Genomic DNA, 21025 nt, shown 5'->3' with positions numbered 1-21025 from the left:
ATTGCGTCGGAAATCAATCGCGACGCAATCCGATCGTTTGTTCGAGGCAGTCAAGACTGCCACGGAGTCCTTTCGTTGAGCACTACTTCACGACGTCCGCTCAGTTTTCGCTCGATGCGACGGCCTTGGATTGCCATTTCAGTTCCGTTGCCAGGCGAGTCTGTGCGGCGTCGATGGCTTTCATCAGTTTCTCGGCCAGCAGGTTGATCTCCATGTCTTTGGTCACCAACGCTCCGCCAGTTTCCTGACCTTGGAGCGGGGCCACCGTTTCGGATGCGAGTTCACCGAGTTCGATTTCGCCTTGTTCGGCGACGGCACGCAGGTAGACTTGGGCGACGGTCAGGTGCCGGAGTGATTGTCCGACGTCGTAGCGGTACTGGTCACGGTCGCGTTCGACCCGGGCCGATCGAATCTCTTTTTCGTCTGCGGCCAGTTCGGCGGAAACCGGTTTCCTGTTGGGCTGGTACTGTGACGTTTTACGCTGTGCGTGGTCGCTGGTGGCACGAATCAGGTGCGACTTGGCGACTGCCAGTTCGCCCATCGTTGCGAGCACTTCAATCTCTCGCGGGGTCGGCGGCGTTTCGTTTTCTTGCAGACAGACCGACACTTCGTCGATCGTGTCGGCGATCGTCATGATTCTCGATTCCTCACGGACCATGGCAGCGGACGCGGCCAGATTGAGCCATGCGGAGCACTTGTCGAGCGACTCGGCCAGCGCCGCGCTGTCTGTCGAAGCGGCTTGATTGCGCACCTCCGTCAGATTCTCCAATGCCTCGTAGCAGAGCGGCCAGTAGGCACTGTTGGACACGATCACCCAGCCACGCAAGTTTTCGGGACGTTCGTCTCGAATCGTCGGTCGATCGGCTTGCTTGACAGCCGGTTCGTCGGCACCGGAATTGCCTGCCAAAACACCAAAACCAGCCACCAAAGCAGCGAACGCAAGGGTCATCTTCATTGCTCAACGTCTCATGGGAAGGGGAGAAGGGGATTGAGCTTCGAACAACTCAGCTCATTGCTCTCTCCACTAACGCAAGCATTGGGCCAATTCGATGGGGCGTGATAGAAAATGCAAGAAAAGGCATCTTTTGGAGTCGAATGCCGGAACACACCCGACAATCAGTCATGGTCCTCGCAATGCTCTGGAAAAAGATTTTCCAGTGCGTCTAAAACATCTTTCCGAAACGGCCTGTGCAGGTGTGCCTAGCCCCAGGCTTGGCGAAGCACGCGGACAAAGTTGCCGTGGAAGATCGCGGCACGATCCGATTCGCTGTAGCCTCGGCCGGCCAGCAGGCTTTCGAGTTTCTGCAGGTCGGCAATCGTATCGACATCGCGGGGGCATTGTTCGTTTCCAAAGCCCCCGTCCAAGTCACTGCCCAACCCACAGTGATTGGCGTTGCCGGCCAATTGGCAAATGTGGTCGATGTGGTTGGCGATGTCTTCGAGTGTGATGTTCATGTCCTTGGGATGAGATTGGCCCCGAACGAATCCGGGCACGACCATCCAGACGTCAAACGCTGCCCCCAGCACGCCGCCGCGATCGATCACCGCTTTGATTTGATCGTCGCTGAACTGCCGCGGATCGTCGACCAAGGCGCGGCACATCTGATGGCTGGCCCAAATCGACCCGCCGAACAGATCCAGGGCTTCCCAAAAACAGGCGTCGTTGAGGTGCGTGGCGTCGAGGATGATGCCCAGCTGGTCCATTCGGCGAATCAATTCGCGGCCCTCGTGCGGCAGACCTCCTTCGACGTCGTGCCCCATCGAATAGCGGCCGATCCCGTAGTGCGATGGCCCCAGCGCCCGCAAACCGTACTCCCAAGCACGGTCCAAATGATCCAGTGTGACGATCGAATCGGCGCCTTCCAGGGACAAGATGTACCCGATCGGGGCGTTGGCTTTGGCCGCGGCGGTCGGATCGGCCCAGCGTCGGAGATGGCTTTCCAAACCTTGAAGATCCCGGATTTGAAACATCTCGTTCTGTTCTTCCATCTCCCGGTACCAGGCGAGTTGCCCCTGAGTCATCGCCCAAGCTTGCGACGGTGATTCCCAGTTGGCGACGAACGAGCGAGGTTTCATGCAGCCGGCGATCTGGGTGGCGACACAGAGTCCGATTCCGCCGCGGCGCATGTCGCTGAGCGAAACCACGCCGGCCCCTTGCCCCTTCATCAGCGGCGGCAAGTTCCGTTCGGCGTCTCGGATTTCAGACACCGGTCGCCGCAGGTCCCGATTCCATTCGATCGCGTTCATGCTGAGATCGAGGTGGGCGTCAAAGATCAAGTTCATCGTTCGTCCGGGCAGAGCAGGGGAGGGGAGAGCTGAAAGGGAGGTTCGAAGGTTCAACGCGGAAATTACAAAACCGCTGAGTGACAAAACCGCTGAGTGACAAAACCGCTGAGTGACAAAACCGCTGAGTGACAAAACCGCTGTGGCTAAGGTTCCGATGGGGTCGCTTCGGAATCCGATCGGCGGACCTGCCGGGTCGCATCGGTCCCGAGCACGGCGATCGCGGCCAGGAAGTACATGCCGGCGCAGGTCACGAACACGTAGGTTTCGCCGCTGCCGGACGCTTCGCCGAGTGTCATCAACCGCGGCACCACGATCGAACTGGCCGCGGCGCCGAAGTTGCCCCACATGTTCCCCCAGCCGAACACGGCGGCGGTGTTTCGTCCGCCCACATCTTGCATGAACGCCCAGACCGTCGGGTTGCCGATATCGGTCATCAGCGACACCATCGCACAGCACGCCACCACCCACCAGACCGATTGGTAGCTCAAACAGCCGAGGTAGGCAAATCCGGCCAGGCAACACGTTACCGCCAGCGGTACGATTCGGCCCCAACGGTGACCCAAACGCACGACGGCGTGATTGCCCAGCCAACCGCCGATCAACTGGCCGGGAATGGCGATCGCCAGCACCCCGGTGACCATCAGCGAACCGAGCAACGCTTCGACGCCGCGTTCTTCTTTCAAGAACGTCGGCAGCCAGGTGATCAAGAACGCCCAACCGAACACCAAACAGAACTGGGCCAGCGAATTGAGCCACAGCGAGCGACTTCGGATGATCGCCAGCATCATCGGTCCGATGTCACGTAGGTTTGTTGTCGCCGCGGCCGTTTCGGCGGCCGTTTGATCCGCGCGGCCGATCAGTTCCAGTTCCGCATCATTGACCCCCGCATGCTCCTCCGGCCGGTTTCGAACGATCACGTAATAGGCGACTGCGACGATCAACCCGACGACGCAATACAGATACAGCACGTAGCGCCAGCTGCTGAGTTGATAAACCAGAAACGTGGTCAGGAATGGTGCCAGCGTTCCGCCGAGTCGCCCGCCGATCGAGACGAAGGAACTGGCCTGGGCGCGGGCGCGAAAGTGAAACCAATTGCGGATCACGCCACTGCTGGTCGCGTACGCGCCCGCTTGGGCGACACCGAAGGCCAGTCGTGCGACCAGCAAGGCGCCCAGCGTCGCTCCCATGCCCGACCATCCGGTCAACAGCGACCACGCGAGGATGTAAAACGTCAACATGATCCGTCCGCCGAACCGATCGCTGGCCCAACCCGAAGGCACTTGAAAGAGCGCGTAGGCAAAAAAGAACGCGCCCAACACCTCGCCGATTTGTTCTCGTGAGGCTCCCTTGAAATCGTTCAGGAAGGAATCGCTCTTGACGATTTCGCCAAGGCAGACACGGTCCAGATACAGCATGAACGCCATCAACACGCTGACGGCGATGATCCGTTTTCGCACCGACGTGGGCTGAATCTCGACTTGCGTTGAATCGGGGGGGGAATCCATGTGTTTCTGCCTGAGAGAGCATCGTGCGAGGAAGCTGGCGGGATCGGCTGGACGCTTCTCCCACGGGCGTTGTTCAAATGGTGATCCGTCTGGCCCTGGCCACGACGGGCCAGGGCTCGACGGCGCGTCCGTTGTCGACGCACCAGACTTCCGCGTGCAAGGCGACCGTCGGGCAGATGTGGGTGGGAACGCCATACAACACGGCGCCGACGGGATAATCGTCCGCACGATCGGTCTTCAGCACCAAGTGTTCTTCGCTGTGCCCCACGGCTTCGGCGTCGTCGAGTCCAAAAAACGCAACCCGCGGAGGCTGCATTTCCGACGCGACCGCTTTGTAGCCCAGGTCGATGCAAAGCAGTCCTGGGGCGGGCCGGCTGATCACGCGGGCCAGCAGCACGGCGGCCTGATCGACTTCCATCGGTGGCGTGAAGGTCGGCTGACCGGCGTCCCAGAGCACCGACGTTCCCGCGCTGACTTCGATGTCGTGCTCGGCGGCTAAAATTCTGGACGAGACCGTGCCGCAGCCGACGACTTTGGGGACCGCCAAGCCTTCGGCCACAAGTTCCCGTCGCAAGTCCCACACCGGCTCAAACGCGGCGGCAACCTGTCGCCGAACCAACGCCTCGTCGGTGTCATGGATGTGCCCGTCGTAGGCGTGCAGCCCCGCCGGACGAAGCCCCTTGGCGGCGGCAAGGAATCGGTACAACGCAACGGCATCGGCGTTGGGTCGAATGCCGGTCCGATTCATCCCGATGTTCAAATCGATCAACACGTCCACGTTGACTTGCCGGCGCTGGGCGGCCTCGGAGAGCGACTGGGCGATTCGGGTGTCGTCGACGATCGTCGAAAACTGGGTTTGGGGAAACGCCCTGACGAGTTCCACCAGCCGCCGGATGTTGGGCCCGACGGGCTGATAGGCGAGGAGCACGTCGCGTCCGCCGGCCGCCGCTGTCATCTCCGCCTCCGCGATCGTGGAGGTTTTGAACTTACCGATCCCGGCCTCCAGCTTCATCTGAATGATCTGCGGCAACTTGTGCGTCTTGACGTGTGGTCGCAAACGATCGACGCCTGCCCAGGCGATCATGCGTTGAAGGTTGGCCCGCACACGATGGGGGTAGATCAGCAGGGTTGGGGACGGGATTTCGTCGGCGTTGTCGAGTTCGTACCAGGACGGCATCAATTCGTTTTCAGGGATAACCGGAGGGTGGGGTGGGGGGGCCGTCATTCGCAGTGAAGTGGAACTTTGGCGGCGGGAGCCCGGAGTATAACGACGACGACGCGTCGGGGGTTGTAATGATTTACAATGGACCGCGGATCATCCTCCCTCACCATGCATCCCGCCGCTTCCGATCCCGTTGAAACAGCACGCCCTTCCCCACCCCGCCATGAGTCTCCTCAAGCTCCTGCATGTCGTTCTGGTCGGATTCTTGATCACGACTTCGTTTGCATCGCTGGTTGCTGCCGAGCCCGCGTCGACGCGCACGGTCGAATTTGCCAAGGACGTCTACCCGATCTTGCAGCGGTCTTGCTTTGAATGCCATGGAGCGGAAAAGCAGGAAGCCGGTTTGCGTTTGGATCGCCGCAATGATCTTCTCGAGTCGGGTTCGGTGGAGCCGGGGAATCCCCAAGAGAGCGAACTGCTGCGACGTGTAGTCTTGCCGCGCGGGCACGACGAAATCATGCCGGCGATCGGCGATCCGTTGTCCGCATCACAGGTCGATGCGCTGCGTCGCTGGATCGCGGGCGGAGCGGTTTGGCCGGAAACGTTCGTCGTAGCCCAGCACTGGGCCTACGTCGCCCCGCGCCGACCCGCCTTGCCGGACGTTCGCGACACCGCGTGGCCGCAATCGCCGATCGACCATTTTGTGCTGCACCGACTTGAAGCGGAGAACCTGACTCCGGCGCCGAAGGCGCGGCCGGAAAAACTGATCCGCCGGTTGTATTTGGACTTGATCGGACTGCCGCCGACGCCCGGCGAGGTCGAGGCGTTCGTTCGCGATCCGAGCCGCCAACAGTACGAGTCGATCGTCGATTCCTTGCTCAGTCGTCCACAGTTCGGCGAACGTTGGGCGCGTCCCTGGTTGGACTTGGCACGCTATGCCGATTCCCATGGATTTCAACGCGACAACTTTCGCGACATCTGGGCCTATCGCGATTGGGTCATCAACGCGCTCAACGACGACATGCCATTTGATCAGTTCACGATCGAGCAAGTCGCCGGCGACCTGCTGCCCGCCGCGACGGCGTCACAAAAAATCGCGACGGGGTTCCACCGCTGCACGCCGACCAACGTCGAAGCCGGATCGCTGCCCGAAGAAACCCGTATCGAGCAAGTCATCGATCGGGTCAATACGACCGGCGCCGTTTGGTTGGGGACGACGTTGGAGTGCTGCCAGTGTCATGATCACAAGTACGATCCGTTCACAACGGAGGAGTACTATCAGTTGTTGGCCTATTTCAACAACACGGTGCAGGAAGCCGACCGCGCCAATCCCAAGCAACCTTCGTCGATCAAGTTCCAAGGTCCCAGCATGCCTTTGGAAGATCCGCCGCGCGACCAACAACGCGTGGAGCTTCAGCGACAACTTGATGACCTCAAAAGCCAACAACAGCAACGCCGTGAGGAACTGTCCGCCGGTCTGGACGAATGGGGCGAGGGGCTTTCCGAGTTGATTGCTCAATCACCGCAGGCACACACGCTCGAAGTCATCGAGTTTGAATCCGAAGGCACGACCGATTCGTATGAACGCCTCGATGATGGTTCGATCTTGCTGCAAGGCGGTGACCCGCCGGACAAGGACCAGTACAGGGTTGTGGCAACCGCCCAGGTGCCTCGCGTCACCGCGATTCGCTTGGACGTGATGCTCGACGAGTCGCTTCCCGATTCTGGGCCGGGGCGGAATGAACGCCGCAATTTTGTCTTGAACGATTTTCAGGTGGAGCGTGTTGCAAACGCTGGGGTCGGCGCTGGGGCTGATACGGTGGAGCGAAAACAGACGCTTTCTTTCTCGGCGGCGAAGGCGAGTTTTTCGCAAAAGAACTATCCCGTGGCCGGCGCGATCGATGACGATCCGAAGAGCGGCTGGGCGATTTCACCGCAACAGGGCAAACCGCACTGGGCGACGTTTGTGCTGGACGAACCGATCGAGCTTGCCGCCGATCGACCGCTGGCGATCACGATGACGCAACACTTCGGCCGAGCGCTGACCATCGGTCGCTTCAAGCTTTCGGTCGTGACCGGAGACGTTGACGCCGAAGCCGTTCCCGAAGTGATCGCCCGGGCGGCGCGAAAGTCTCCGGCCGAACGGTCGGACAAGGAACGAAAGACGCTGGTTCAATACCGGGTCGAGCGGGACAAGGCATTCAATGCACTCGACAAGCAGATCGCTCAGCTGCAAAAGCAGATCAAGCAGCTGACGCCCGACACGACGTTGGTGATGATCGAACTGGACCAACCGCGAACGTCCGCGGTGTTTGAGCGGGGCGATTATCGCACGCCGGGCGATCCGGTTCAGCCCGGCACGCCGGCGGTCTTGCACCCTTGCCCTGACGGGCCGGAGGACCGTCTGACGCTGGCCCGTTGGTTGGTTTCACGCGACAATCCGCTCGTGGCTCGCGTGACCGTCAACCGTTGGTGGATGGAACTTTTCGGCGCCGGCATTGTCACCACGCCCGAGGATTTTGGCATCAAGGGCGAATCGCCCTCGCACCCTCAACTGCTTGATTGGTTGGCGGTTGAGTTGATGGACAAGGGGTGGTCGATGAAACGTTTGCTGAAGACCATCGTCACGTCAGCGACCTATCAACACTCGTCCAACGTTCGCTATGAACTTCGCGACGTCGACCCGGAGAACCGTCTGCTGGCGCGTGGGCCGCGTTTTCGAATGGACGCCGAGATGATTCGCGACAATGCATTGGCCATCGCCGGCTTGTTGAGTTTACGGCAACACGGCCCATCGATTCGCCCCTACCAACCCGACGGTGTGTGGTCCAAGGTCGGCGGCGAGGCGTATGACTATGAAGTCAGCCCGGGCGGCGAGCGACATCGGCGTGGCATCTACGTCGTCGTCAAAAGGGGCTCGCCGTATCCCAGTTTCATTAACTTCGACGCCACCGCGCGTTTGGCCTGCACCGTCAAGCGTTCTCGGACCAACACTCCGTTGCAAGCGTTAACCTTGCTGAACGATCCGGTTTATGTGGAAGCCGCCCAAGCCCTGTCGTCAAGAATCGCGGCCGAAAGGGGCGACGCATCGATCGACGACCAAATCGAGTTTGCCTTTCAGTTGTGCACGGCGCGGCAACCCAATGCCAGTGAGCTTGCGACGCTTCGTCATCTGTATCGTCAGCAATCGGATTCTGCCGATCCGATGTACGGCGTCACCACCGCGCTGCTGAACCTGCACGAAACCATCACCAAAGACTGAGTCGTCTGATGAACGCATTGCCTTCCACATCAAATCGTCATCGCATGTCGCGTCGCAAAGTGAATTCCCGTTCCCAGGCCAATCGCAGCGACGTCGATGACGTCGTTCGGTTTGACCGGCGTGGGTTTCTTGGTACCGGCGGAATCGGATTCGGCTCAATCGCACTGGCGTCACTGCTGAGTGAAGATTCGTTCGCCGCGACCGCCGGGCCGCACTTCGCGCCGCGCGCCAAGCATGTGATTTATCTGCACATGATCGGGGCGCCGTCGCAGTTCGATTTGTTTCAGGAAAAGCCCGAACTGGTCAAACGACACAACCAGCCTTGCCCGCCGGAGGTCACCAAGGGACGCGACTTTGCGTTCATCGGCAAGACGTCCACGCTCGCCGGTTCGCCGTGGAAGTTTTCGCGGCAGGGCCAGTGCGGGCACACGATGAGCGAGTTGTGGCCACACCTCAGCCAGGTCGCAGATGAATTGGCGTTCATTCATTCGATGCACACCGATGAAATCAACCACGCCCCGGCGCAGATGTTTTTGCACTCCGGATTCGGTCGCGGCGGGCGGCCCAGTTTTGGTTCGTGGGTCAGCTACGGACTCGGCTCGGAAAACAAGGACCTGCCCGGATACGTGGTCATGCTCAGCGGGCCGGCCGGCGGGGCGGGCACCAGCATGTGGTCGCCTGGCTTTTTGCCGAGCATTTATCAGGGCATTCAATTTCGTTCCAAGGGCGATCCGGTGTTGTTCCTTTCCAACCCCGAAGGCCGTTCGATGCAGGAACGCCGTCAGGTCTTGGACGCCTTGGGGGAACTCAACGAGCAGCATCGCTTGGCGACCGGGGACGAGGAGATCGCGACGCGGATCAGCCAGTACGAGATGTCGTATCGGATGCAAATGTCGGTCCCCGAACTGATGAGTCTGGACGGGGAGTCGGAGGAGACGTTGGCGCTGTATGGTGCCGAGCCGGGCAACGCGTCGTTTGCCAACAACTGCTTGTTGGCCAGGCGGTTGGTCGAGCGCGGCGTCCGACTGATCGAGCTTTACGATTCCGATTGGGATCATCATGGCAACATCGAAAAGCGTCTGCCGGAGAAATGTCGACAGACCGATCGCCCGATTGCCGCGTTGATCGGTGATCTCAAGCGACGCGGTTTGCTCAACGACACCTTGATCATTTGGGGATCAGAGTTCGGGCGTACGCCACTCAACCAGGGCAGCAACAAGGGTCAGGGGCTGGCCGGCCGGGACCATCACAAGGACGCGTTCACGTGTTGGCTGGCCGGCGGCGGGGTGAAGGGCGGCGTCCGCTATGGCAAGACCGATGAATTTGGCATGGATGTGGTCCAGGACGGTGTGCACGTTCACGACCTCAACGCCACCGTGTTGCACCTGCTGGGGCTTGATCACGAGCGGCTGACGTATCGTTATCAGGGGCGAGAGTTCCGCCTAACGGATGTGGAAGGGCGCATCGTCCGCGAACTGCTGGCGTAGGTTCGTTTGCCGCTAAATGGGGTGTTCGTGATTTGCGGAAGGGCGCGAGCCCGATACCTCTAAGTGAACACCGATGAGGAGGCCGCTCGCGCTGGCGCAAACCAGCTGATGTCAAGTGAAGATCAGCCGTTTGGCTATCTTGGTTTTCGGGTAGGCGGTAGTGGACGAGGCGACGAGTCCCTGCCCACATGCCGACTGCAGAGGACTCGTCGCCTCGTCCACTACCCGACTGCGGAGGACTCGTCGCCGCGTCCACTACACCGACTGCGGAGGACTCGTCGCCTCGTCCACTACCCGACTGCGGAGGACTCGTCGCCTCGTTCACTACACTGACTGCGGAGGCTCGTCGCCTCGTCCGCTACCCGACTGCGGAGGACTCGTCGCCTCGTCCACTACACGATTGCGGAGGACTCGTCGCCTCGTCCACTACACCGACTGCGGAGGACTCGTCGCCTCGTCCACTACCCGACTGCGGAGGACTCGTCGCCTCGTCCACTACCCGACTGCGGAGGACTCGTCGCCTCGTCCGCTACACCGACTGCGGAGGACTCGTCGCCTCGTCCGCTACACCGACTGCGGAGGACTCGTCGCCTCGTCCGCTACACCGACTGCGGAGGACTCGTCGCCTCGTCCACTACACCGACTGCGGAGGACTCGTCGCCTCGTCCACTACCCGAAACTTGAGTGCCAATAACCTGCAAATCTTATGCGAAACTTTCGGGGGTCAATCGGATTCAATAACGCAGAGCGCTACGTTTCGCCTTTGGGCTCAGCAAGTTTGTTTCTAGATCGAGGAATCCGATGGACCGCTCAGTGTTTGGCTTTCATTTTGCGTGGCTTGGCCTGCTCGCGGCACTGATGGGGGCCGGGCAGGCGGCCGGAACGGTGAGGGCGGAGTCGGTCGGCGGGAACCCGAAGATGCAAGGGTTCATCTTTTTGGAGGGGCGGTATGTGCCATCACCCTATGAAGTCGACTTTGACGGGGATGCGTTGACGATCAACGGACGCGAATTCAAGGCAGACGCGTTCGACTTGTCCGAATACGAGGAACGGGAGCGAGAGCGTGAGCGTGAAGGGCGTTTCGGCCGGCGGCGACCGCGTTGGGGGCGTGAGGCTCGGGTGACACACGGTGATCCACAGGTACAACGGGTCAACTATACAGAAGAGACTTGGCGTTTTCGCGAACCTGTGGAAGCTTCGCCCGCGGACCTCTATCGACGGTTCTACGAGGACATTCGGTCGGTCGATTTCGGCATGATCGTTGTCCTGTATTCGGGAGAGCGGCCGCGGATGCTTTATCCCGAACAGGGAGGGATGGATTTGCTTCGCGCCTTGCGTGACTCTGACGGCCCGGCGGCGATGACGCAAATTTCCAGTCGTGTGGAACCGACCGATGCGAGTTTGAGTCGATTGTTGACGGAATTCCAGCCGACTCCGGAATTCAGCGAGCAAGTGGAAGCGAAGCTGAAGAAATTCGATCAAGCGGAAGCCGACGGCGAGCGGGTGACCGCAGCGACCCATTGGATCTCCAAAATCTCTTACCCGTTGACGGTATTCGCGATGGCGGTGGTGGTGCTCGGCTTCGGCCACTTGCTGTCCAACCGCCCTCAGATCGAGAGTTCGGCAACGGATCCGACCGACTGGTCCAAGCATCGCAAGGTGGTGGGGCAATCGTTGTTGATTGTCGCGTTGCTGTCGGCGGTGGATTTGATTTGGACGTTGGGGACTGCGAACGCGGGGCTGATGCGCGAGCTCAATCCGTTGGGCAGCGGGATGATCGCCGAACCGGTTCGCTTGTTCTTGTTCAAGGCGACGGTCACGGGGATGTCGATCGGCATTCTGTATCGGCTGCATCGACGACCGGTCGCCCAGGTGGCGTCGTGGTGGTGTTGTTTGCTGCTGACGCTGTTGACGGCCCGCTGGGTGATGTTTCAGTCGATGTTTCTGTAACCGGGCTGTTTCCCCAACGGGGCTGACGGTTAGCAGACAACGCTGTGAAGCATTTAATCCCTGCGTTTGACGAGGTGTTAGCGGCAGGGCGCAAGCCCTCCGGTCCCTCCTCGTCCCCGAAACACCGGAGGGCTCGCGCCCTACCGCTAACAAAATGCTTCACCGCGTTGGTTAGCAGGACCCGGAATTTCACAGCATTTGAGCGACAGAAATAGCGGCGACGCTTCGGGGCAGGGCGGGGCCGTCTGGTTCAAAATTTCGTCAATTTTCTCACTTGGCCCAAAAAACAGCGGCGGGGGGCTGGTGGCGACCGGCGGTGAGTGTCGCTAAGTTGTTTGGGTATAGAGGTTTGCGCTGAAAACGAAAGTCCCAGCACAATCCGGGCCAGTCGAGCGGGTTGGGCTTTCGTAAAAGTGGCCGTTGTGATATTCTCCCACATCGAGCCTAGGTTCCAGCCGTCTATATCCGTGTCGATGGCCCAATTTTATCCGCATTGATCGTCAGGGATGCCCGCCCGTGCGTTCTGTGATTGTATCAAAACCGCGGACCACTATTGGTCAGATTGTTTTGGCGAACGCGTTTCCCGCAACCGAATTGATGATTCCTGTTTCTGCCGCGTCGCGGCGGGGACCGGTCTTGGCGATCGCTGTTTGTGGATATAGCGACTCTGGGTCCTGGCTTCAACGTTTCCGGCCCAATTCTTTCCAGCGACCCAATGTCCGCCAATCCGATTCGCCACGTCAATCGGAAAATCGAACCTTTCGGGGTCTTTGTGTTGTCGCAGCAGCAGTGCTTGTAGCAGTTCGGTCGAAACCCATTCGATAGCCGTCCGAGATCATGGATCTCAAGTCCAGCAGGAGCTTTCTTTACCGATGGCAGTTACGTCCCAGCGTCGTCTGATCCCCACAACCGTACGTCACTTTGGAACCGATCTGGGCGGCTTTGAGCTGCCCGATCTGACCGCCTTGCAGACGGCTTCCTACAAGGAATTCTTGCAAGAAGACGTCAACTCACTTGCTCGCGAAGACAAAGGGCTTGAAAGCGTCCTGCGAGAAATTTTCCCGATCGCCAGCTACGACGGGAACATCACGCTTGAGTACTTGCGTTACGAGCTGGGCAAACCTCGCTACACCAGCCAGGAATGCCGGCAGTTGCGTCTGACTTACGGGATGCCGCTTCGGATTTGGCTGCGGCTGAATCGCGAAGAGCCCCATGAGGAAGAGGTGTACTTGGGTGACATGCCGATCATGATGGGTGGCGGTGAGTTCATCATCAACGGTGCCGAGCGCGTCGTCGTCAGCCAGCTTCACCGCTCGCCCGGTGTCGATTTTGTCTGGGATACGGACACGACGACCGACCGCAAATTGCCTTCGTGCCGGGTGATCCCCGAACGCGGCAGTTGGGTGGAGTTCAACGTGACGAAGAAAGACGCGTTGACCGTCCGCATCGACCAGAGCGGAAAGTTCGCGGCGACCACGTTGTTGCGCGCGATGGATCCGAAGTACTCGACCGACGCCGACATCCTGCAAGCGTTTTACCCGACCCGCACCGAGAAGCTTTCCAGCGTCAAGAGTGCCGCGAAGATCGAAGGCAAGATCGCGGTCGACGATGTCGTCTTCCCCAGCGGTACCGAGCGGGCCGGTGAAATCATCATCGAAGCCGCCCACCGGATCACCAAAGAGATCGCCGAAGCGATTTGCGTCGCCGGTGTGACCAGCATCCAGTGCATGGACGCCCCCAAGGTCCCGGTGATCTTCAACACGCTGATGGAAGACAACACCGCCAGCCACGAAGAAGCGTTGCTGCGAATCTACCAACGGCTTCGTCCCGGCAACCCGCCTCAACTGGAAAAGGCGCGTGTCCTGTTCGAAGAGAAATTCTACGACGACAACCGCTACCGTCTCGGCAAAGTCGGCCGGTTCCGCTTGAATCGAAAGCTCGGTTTGGGCGTCAGCGAGTCGGTGATGACGCTGCGACCGGACGACATCATCGAATCGATTCGCTACCTGATCGAACTGTTCGACCCGGACAGCGATGCGGAAATCGACGACATCGATCACCTGGGCAACCGCCGACTGCGAACGATCGACGAACTCGCCTGCGAAGAACTCCGCAAAGGATTCTTGAAACTGCGCCGCACGGTGCAGGAACGGATGAGCGTCAAAGATGCCCAAGACATGACGCCGCGATCCCTGATCAACCCCAAGAGCGTCTCCGCGGCGATCGACTATTTCTTCGGCCGCGGCGAGCTGTCTCAGGTCGTTGACCAGACCAACCCGCTCAGCCAGTTGACGCACGAACGACGTCTGTCGGCACTCGGCCCGGGCGGTTTGAACCGTAAACGAGCCGGTTTCGAAGTCCGCGACGTGCACATTTCGCACTACGGACGGATCTGCCCGATTGAGACCCCTGAAGGCACCAACATCGGTCTGATCAGCTCGTTGGCGATCTACGCCGGCGTCGATGACTACGGATTCTTGATCACCCCGTATCGCTGCGTCAAAGAAGGCGTGGTGACCGACGAAGTGGTGTGGTTGCGTGCCGACGAAGAAAACGAAGCCTATGTGGCTCCGGCCGACACCGAGGTCAAGGATAAAGCGTTGGTCCCCGGACCGAACTTGATCGCCCGGGTCCGGAGTGACTTCAAGATCGTCCAGCCCAATCAGGTCAACTACATGGACGTCGCGCCGAGCCAAATGGTGGGCGTTTCGGCCGGTCTGATTCCGTTCCTCGAGCACGACGATGCCAACCGCGCGTTGATGGGTTCGAACATGCAGCGACAAGCCGTTCCGTTGCTGGTCGCCGAGCCACCGATCGTCGGCACCGGGATGGAACGCCAAGTCGCACGCAACAGTGCGATGGTGGTGCGTGCCCGCCGCGCCGGCAAAGTCACCTATGTCGATTCCAGCCGGATCGAAATCGGCAGCGATCACTACGAGCTGAAGAAGTACCAGGGGCTCAACGAACGCACCTGTCAAAACCAAAAGCCGTTGGTGCGGCTGGGCGATGACGTCACCCAAGGTCAGATCATTGCCGACGGTGCCGCGACCCGTGACGGAGAACTGGCGCTGGGGCGAAACGTCCTGGTCGGCTTCATGTCTTTCGACGGGTTCAACTACGAAGACGCGATCATCATCAGCGAAGAACTGGTGCGGAACGACACCTACACGTCGATTCACATCGAAGACTTCGACGTCGAAATTCGCGAAACCAAACTCGGCCGCGAAGAGTTCACGCGGGACATCCCCAACGTCAGCGAAAAAGCGCTTCGCAACCTTGACGAAAACGGGATCGTCCAAGTCGGAACGTACGTCAAACCGGGCGACATCCTGGTCGGCAAGGTCAGCCCGAAAAGCAAGACCGAACTGACGCCGGAAGAGAAGTTGCTGCACGCGATCTTTGGTCGCGCCGGTGAAGACGTCAAGAACGACTCGTTGGAAGTCCCTTCGGGGATCGAAGGTATCGTCATCGACACCCACAAGTTCTCCCGACGCATGAGTCTGTCTGAAGACGAGCGGAAGGAGTTCGAGCGTGAATTGAAGGAAGTCGAGGCGGCCGGTAACGCGGAAATCGCCAGCACCTTTGAATCGCTGGTCCGCGACCTGGAAGAAGCCGCCGGCGTGAAGCTGAAGGATTCCACCGGGACGCCACTGGCCGACGGTCAGGATCCAAAGTTCGTCGCCGAACGCGCGATCGCGTTCCGACTCGATCACATCATGGATCAGGTCAAGGGCGACGACAAACAGGAAGCGGTTCAGAAGGTTTATGACACCCAATGGTCCAACGTCGAAGTGGCGATCGATCTTCGCGACCGAAAGCTCAACAGCATGAAGCGCGGCGACGAACTCCGCAGTGGCGTGCTGCAGATGGCCAAGGTCTACATCGCCACCAAGCGTGTGATCAGCGTCGGTGACAAGATGGCCGGTCGGCACGGAAACAAGGGTGTGATCGCCAAGATCTTGCCGGTCGCCGACATGCCGTTCTTGCCGGACGGAACGCCGCTGCAGATCCTGCTCAACCCGCTGGGCGTTCCCAGTCGGATGAACGTCGGCCAGATTCTCGAAACGCACTTGGGATGGGCCGGGGCGAAGTTGGGCTTCCAGTCCATCACGCCGGTCTTCAACGGTGCCAGCGAAGAAGACATCAACGAGGCCCTGGATGAAGCGGGATTGCCGCGTCACGGGAAAGTCCGCTTGATCGATGGACGCACCGGCGAAGCGATGGAGCAGGAGACGACGGTCGGCTACATCTACATGCTGAAACTGCACCACCTGGTCGACGACAAGGTTCACGCACGAAGCACCGGTCCTTATTCGTTGATCACGCAACAACCGCTCGGCGGAAAGGCGCGCTTCGGCGGCCAACGCTTCGGCGAGATGGAAGTCTGGGCTTTGGAAGCTTACGGTGCCGCGTACATCCTGCAGGAACTGTTGACCGTCAAGAGCGACGATGTGGAAGGCCGCACCAAGATTTACGAATCGATGGTCAAGGGCGAGAACACGCTGGAAGCCGGTACGCCGGCCAGCTTCGACGTCTTGACCAACGAGATCCGTGGATTGGCGCTGAACATGCAACTTGAAAAGAGACCGATTTAGAGCTCTGCGAACAGCTGGCTGCGTCCACCGCGCAGTCAGCTCGGCCGTCACGGCGGACGGGTCGATTGCGACCGGTCTGCGGCGACGGCTCGGCGGCCCATCCTGCCGCCGCCCGCCTACTCAATCGCCGCAACCGCACCCTCCGGTTGCGGCCACCTTCAATACAAATCAATAGCTAACTGCTAACCGCTAACTGCTAAAGGCTTTCATATCATGTCGATTGGCGAAACCAGCAACTACGATCGCATCAACGATTACGCGTCGGTCCGAATCTCTTTGGCCCGACCGCAGGACATCAAGAGCTGGTCGTTTGGTGAAGTCAAAAAACCGGAAACGATCAACTACCGGACCTATCGCCCCGAAAAAGACGGGCTGTTCTGCGAGCGGATCTTCGGCCCCGAAAAGGACTGGGAATGCGCCTGCGGCAAGTACCGGGGCATGAAGTACAAGGGCATGATCTGCGACCGCTGTGGCGTCAAAGTCACGCACAGTCGCGTTCGCCGCAAGCGGATGGGCCACATCGATCTGGCCGCCCCGGTCGTGCACATCTGGTTCTTCAAAGCGATGCCGTCGCGGTTGGGCAACCTGCTCAACATGAAGACCAGCTCGCTCGAGAAAGTGATCTATTTCCAGGACTACGTGGTCGTCGATCCGGGCCAAACCGATCTGGAACATCAGCAATTGCTGACCGAAGAGGAATTCCGCGCCGCTCGCCAACAGTACGGACCGGGAACCTTCGAAGCCGACATGGGTGCCGAAGCGGTTCGCAAGCTGCTCAACCAGTTGGACCTGGTTCAACTGTCCGAACAATTGCGGATCGAGCTGGACGAAACCGGCAGCAAGCAAAAGAAAAAGGACCTGACGAACCGCTTGAAGATCGTCGAATCGATCCGCGACAGCGACAACCGTCCCGAGTGGATGGTGCTGGACGTGATCCCGGTCATTCCTCCGGACCTGCGGCCGTTGGTGCTGCTGGACAGCGGTAACTTTGCGACCAGCGATTTGAATGATCTGTATCGGCGGATCATCAACCGCAACAACCGGCTGCGAAAGTTGGTCGATTTGAATGCGCCCGAGGTGATCATTCGCAACGAAAAGCGAATGCTGCAACAATCCGTCGACGCGTTGTTTGACAACAACCGTTGCAAGCGTCCGGTGCTGGGTTCGTCCAACCGGCCGCTGAAATCGTTGACGGACATGATCAAGGGGAAACAAGGTCGTTTCCGCGAAAACCTGCTCGGCAAGCGAGTCGATTATTCGGCACGGAGTGTGATCGTGGTCGGCCCGCGACTGAAATTGCACCAATGTGGTCTGCCCAAAAAGATCGCGTTGGAACTGTACCAGCCCTTCATCATCCGCCGCTTGAAAGAGCTCGGTCACGCCGACACGATCAAGTCGGCCAAGAAGATGTTGGAGCGAAAGGACGAAGAGGTCTGGGATATCCTGGAACAGGTCATCACCAACCACCCGGTCCTGCTCAACCGAGCCCCGACGCTGCACCGGATGGGCATCCAGGCGTTCGAGCCCACGTTGGTCGAAGGCAACGCGATCAACTTGCACCCGTTGGTTTGTAAGGGTTTCAACGCCGACTTCGACGGTGACCAGATGGCCGTCCACCTGCCGCTTTCGATCGAAGCTCAGGTCGAAGCCCACACGTTGATGATGAGTACGAACAACGTGTTCGCACCGTCCAACGGGAAACCGATCATGAGTCCTTCGCAGGACATCGTGATGGGTTGCTACTACATGACGTGCGAATTGCCCGATCGCAAGGGCGAAGGCATGACGTTCGCCGGGTACGACGAAGTTGAATTCGCGTACGCCCAGGGCATCGTTGACTTGCACGCCAAGATCAAGATGCGTCTGCCCAAGCACCAACGTCTGAAAACGGAAAACGGCGACGCCAAATACGGCGCGATCATCGAGACCACGCCGGGACGCGTTCGGTTTAACGAAATGCTGCCCGACGGCATGGATTTCTACAACCGCGCGATGCGCAGCGGCGACTTGGCCAGCGCGATCAGCGACTGTTATCAACGACTCGGTCGTCGCCCGACGATCCACCTGCTCGATGACATGATGCAGATGGGTTTCCGTGAATCGACCCGCAGCGGTCTGTCGTTTGCAACCGATGACTTGGTCACGCCGGAATCCAAAGTCGGCTTCATCAAGGAAGCGGAAAAAGAAGTCATGCGTCTGAAGAAGGCGTACGACCGCGGTCAAATGGCTGACGACGAACGCTACAACATGGTGCTCGACGAATGGACCAAGGCGCGGGAATTGATCACGACCGACATGATGGCCGCGATGGAGTCCGACGTGCGGAAGGGCGGTTGGTACATCAACCCCGTCTTCTTGATGAGTCACTCCGGTGCTCGTGGTGGTATCGCCCAAATTCGTCAGTTGGCCGGGATGCGTGGTCTGATGGCCAAGCCGACCGGGGAGATCATCGAGACGCCGATTAAGGCAAACTTCCGTGAAGGCCTGTCGGTATTGGAATACTTCAGTTCCACGCACGGTGCCCGAAAGGGTCTGGCCGACACGGCACTGAAGACCGCCGACAGCGGTTACCTGACCCGGAAACTGGCTGACGTCGCGCAGAACGTCGTCATCACCATGGACGATTGCGGCACCACCCAAGGGATCACCAAGGGCGTCGTTTATCGCGGTGAAAAAGTCGAAGTCCGGTTGTCCGATTCGATCAACGGACGCGTCAGCCGCAAGTCGATCGTCAACCCGGTGACGGACGAAGTCGTCGTTGGCGAAAGCGAAATGATCACGCCCGAAATCGCTCGCAAGATCGAGCAGATGGGCTTGGAAAAACTGCAAGTCCGTTCGCCGATGACCTGCGACGCACCCCTGGGTGTTTGCCGCCGCTGTTACGGAATGGACATGTCGACCGGTGCCATGGTCGAAGAGGGCATGGCGGTGGGCATCATCGCCGCACAATCGATCGGCGAGCCCGGCACCCAACTGACGATGCGGACCTTCCACATCGGTGGTTCGGTCAGCAAGGCGATGCAGGAATCCGACATCAAGAGCAAGAAGGCCGGTGAGGTTCGGTTGACGCGGATCCGTGCGGTCGAAAACGCCGAAGGTCGCAAGGTCGTTCTGACGCGTAACGGTGAAATCGCACTGGTCGATGATCGCGGGCGTGAGTTCGAAAGCTATCCGATCCCGACCGGGTCGATGCTGATGGTCGAAGACGGCCAGAAGGTCAAACCCGGCGAAACGCTTTGCGAGTGGAACCCGTACTCGGTACCGATCCTGTCGGAAGTCTCCGGTAAAGTCCGTTTTGAAGACATCGTCGAAGGCGAAACGGTTCGAACGGAGAAAGAAGCCAGCGGTAAGATGCGAATGGTCGTCGTCGATCACAAGGGTGACTTGCACCCCCAAATCGTCGTCGAAGACAACACCGGCAAGGCGTTGAACGTTCAATTCCTGCCGGAAAAAGCGACCATCTCCGTCGTCGACGGCCAGGACATCGTGCCCGGTAACGTGCTCGCCGAAATGCCGCGTGACAGCGGTGGTGTTTCTGACATCACCGGCGGTCTGCCGCGGGTCACCGAGATCTTCGAGGCTCGTAAGCCGAAAGATCCGGCGATCATCGCCGAGGTCGACGGTGAAGTGGAAATCATGCCCGAAAAGAAACGTGGCAAGACGACCGTGGTCGTTCGCAGCGAATCGGGCATCGAACGCGAACACTTGATCCCGACCGGCAAGCACTTCCTGGTGCACACCGGCGACATGGTCAAAGCCGGCCAGTCGATCGTCGATGGACCGCTGGTGCCGCACGACATCCTGCGGGTTTCCGGTGAAGAAGCAGTTCAGCAGTACCTGTTGCACGAAATCCAACAGGTCTACCAATCGCAGAAGGTCGAGATCAACGACAAGCACTGCGAGATCATCATCGCTCGCATGTTGCGGAAGGTGAAGGTCGAATCGCCCGGTGACACCAGCCTGTTGCCCGGATTGGTGATCGACCGATTCCAGTTCCGTCACGCCAATCAAGAGCTGTCCAAGTGCATCAAGATCGCCAACGCCGGCGACAGTGATTACACCGAGGGCACGATCATTCCGAAGGATTTGTTCGAAGAAACCAACGCCAAGATCGAAGCCGAGGGCGGCACCCCGATGAAAGGCAAGCGGCCCAAGAAGGCGACCGCCAGTACGCAGTTGCTGGGGATCACCAAGGCGGCCGTCCAGTCGAACTCGTTCATCTCGGCGGCGTCGTTCCAGGAAACCACCAAGGTGTTGACCGAGGCCGCGTTGGCGGGCAAGGTCGACAAACTGGTCGGACTGAAGGAAAACGTCATCCTGGGACACCTGATTCCCGCCGGTACCGGTTTCCGCTTGTTCCAAGAATCGGAAGTCAACTACCGACGCGAAGCACTCGAAGCCTTGGCCGAAGCACCCGTGCAAAGCCTGGAAGAGCAGTTCCCGCTGTTGGAAGCGGGTGACGAGGTCCTCGGGCCTGGCGCTCCGGTCGATCAAGCGTCAAGCGACGCCGAAGCGGCGATGCAACAATTGATGAACGATCCGACGCCTGCGACCGATTCGGACGCGAGCGGTCAACCGCCGGTTTCCGACGGTGACGGGGAAACGGTTCTGGGCGAGTAGAGACCGCCCCGAACGGGATCAATCAAACCTGTCGTGTTCCGATGTGGGAGAGGCTTTCGGCCTGTCTGGAATCGGAACCGACAGGCTGGAACTCTTCCCCAGCTATTTTCCGTCTGATCCGTCCCAGCATTGACCCTTTTTCAGGCGGCCGACTATTC

At 59.6% G+C, this 21025-nt stretch carries 9 protein-coding genes; 5 read left to right on the top strand and 4 right to left on the bottom strand.

All coding sequences use genetic code 11. The features are described from left to right. Window positions 1–100: 100 nt before the first annotated feature. From TBK1r_RS09820 to TBK1r_RS09805, 4 genes are all read right to left on the bottom strand, one after another. Window positions 101–955 carry a hypothetical protein gene (locus TBK1r_RS09820; RefSeq protein ID WP_145209524.1) on the bottom strand — a complete coding sequence of 285 codons (855 nt, stop codon included), beginning with the start codon at window positions 953–955 and terminating at the stop codon, window positions 101–103. Window positions 956–1200: 245 nt separating this feature from the next. Next, the gene (locus TBK1r_RS09815) at window positions 1201–2283 is read right to left on the bottom strand and encodes a dipeptidase (RefSeq protein WP_145209521.1); all 1083 of its coding nucleotides are present in this window, start codon (window positions 2281–2283) and stop codon (window positions 1201–1203) included. A 146-nt stretch (window positions 2284–2429) separates the two neighbouring features. Further along, complete coding sequence (locus TBK1r_RS09810) at window positions 2430–3791, bottom strand: MFS transporter (protein ID WP_419581178.1); 1362 nt, start codon at window positions 3789–3791, stop codon at window positions 2430–2432. Window positions 3792–3864: 73 nt separating this feature from the next. Continuing rightward, window positions 3865–4968: a D-TA family PLP-dependent enzyme gene (locus tag TBK1r_RS09805; RefSeq protein ID WP_145209515.1), complete on the bottom strand. Its 1104-nt coding sequence runs from the start codon at window positions 4966–4968 to the stop codon at window positions 3865–3867. A 208-nt stretch (window positions 4969–5176) separates the two neighbouring features. On the opposite strand from TBK1r_RS09805, the gene TBK1r_RS09800 reads away from it, so the two are divergent. From TBK1r_RS09800 to rpoC, 5 genes are all read left to right on the top strand, one after another. After that, window positions 5177–8215 carry a PSD1 and planctomycete cytochrome C domain-containing protein gene (locus tag TBK1r_RS09800; protein WP_145209512.1) on the top strand — a complete coding sequence of 1013 codons (3039 nt, stop codon included), beginning with the start codon at window positions 5177–5179 and terminating at the stop codon, window positions 8213–8215. A gap of 8 nt (window positions 8216–8223) precedes the next feature. Further along, window positions 8224–9702 carry a DUF1501 domain-containing protein gene (locus TBK1r_RS09795; RefSeq protein ID WP_419581177.1) on the top strand — a complete coding sequence of 493 codons (1479 nt, stop codon included), beginning with the start codon at window positions 8224–8226 and terminating at the stop codon, window positions 9700–9702. An 801-nt stretch (window positions 9703–10503) separates the two neighbouring features. Next, window positions 10504–11652: a DUF5658 family protein gene (locus TBK1r_RS09790; RefSeq protein ID WP_145209488.1), complete on the top strand. Its 1149-nt coding sequence runs from the start codon at window positions 10504–10506 to the stop codon at window positions 11650–11652. 872 nt (window positions 11653–12524) lie between these two features. Beyond that, window positions 12525–16247, top strand: a complete 3723-nt coding sequence (gene rpoB / locus TBK1r_RS09785) for a DNA-directed RNA polymerase subunit beta (RefSeq protein WP_145209485.1) — start codon at window positions 12525–12527, stop codon at window positions 16245–16247. Window positions 16248–16460: 213 nt separating this feature from the next. Continuing rightward, on the top strand, window positions 16461–20867 hold the full coding sequence (gene rpoC / locus TBK1r_RS09780) for a DNA-directed RNA polymerase subunit beta' (RefSeq protein ID WP_145209482.1): 4407 nt from the start codon (window positions 16461–16463) through the stop codon (window positions 20865–20867). The last annotated feature ends 158 nt before the right edge of the window (window positions 20868–21025 follow it).

This window comes from Stieleria magnilauensis (assembly GCA_007753675.1).
Taxonomy (GTDB): domain Bacteria; phylum Planctomycetota; class Planctomycetia; order Pirellulales; family Pirellulaceae; genus Stieleria; species Stieleria magnilauensis.
Note: the sequence above shows the minus strand (reverse complement) of the source record. Positions and strands in the feature narration are given on the sequence as shown.

What these genes read in the sequence shown, in the direction of transcription:
- TBK1r_RS09820 (WP_145209524.1), bottom strand. Translation starts at nt 955, where the DNA reads ATGAAGATGACCCTTGCGTTCGCTGCTTTGGTGGCTGGTTTTGGTGTT.
- TBK1r_RS09815 (WP_145209521.1), bottom strand. Translation starts at nt 2,283, where the DNA reads ATGAACTTGATCTTTGACGCCCACCTCGATCTCAGCATGAACGCGATC.
- TBK1r_RS09810 (WP_419581178.1), bottom strand. Translation starts at nt 3,791, where the DNA reads ATGGATTCCCCCCCCGATTCAACGCAAGTCGAGATTCAGCCCACGTCG.
- TBK1r_RS09805 (WP_145209515.1), bottom strand. Translation starts at nt 4,968, where the DNA reads ATGCCGTCCTGGTACGAACTCGACAACGCCGACGAAATCCCGTCCCCA.
- TBK1r_RS09800 (WP_145209512.1), top strand. Translation starts at nt 5,177, where the DNA reads ATGAGTCTCCTCAAGCTCCTGCATGTCGTTCTGGTCGGATTCTTGATC.
- TBK1r_RS09795 (WP_419581177.1), top strand. Translation starts at nt 8,224, where the DNA reads ATGAACGCATTGCCTTCCACATCAAATCGTCATCGCATGTCGCGTCGC.
- TBK1r_RS09790 (WP_145209488.1), top strand. Translation starts at nt 10,504, where the DNA reads ATGGACCGCTCAGTGTTTGGCTTTCATTTTGCGTGGCTTGGCCTGCTC.
- rpoB (WP_145209485.1), top strand. Translation starts at nt 12,525, where the DNA reads ATGGCAGTTACGTCCCAGCGTCGTCTGATCCCCACAACCGTACGTCAC.
- rpoC (WP_145209482.1), top strand. Translation starts at nt 16,461, where the DNA reads ATGTCGATTGGCGAAACCAGCAACTACGATCGCATCAACGATTACGCG.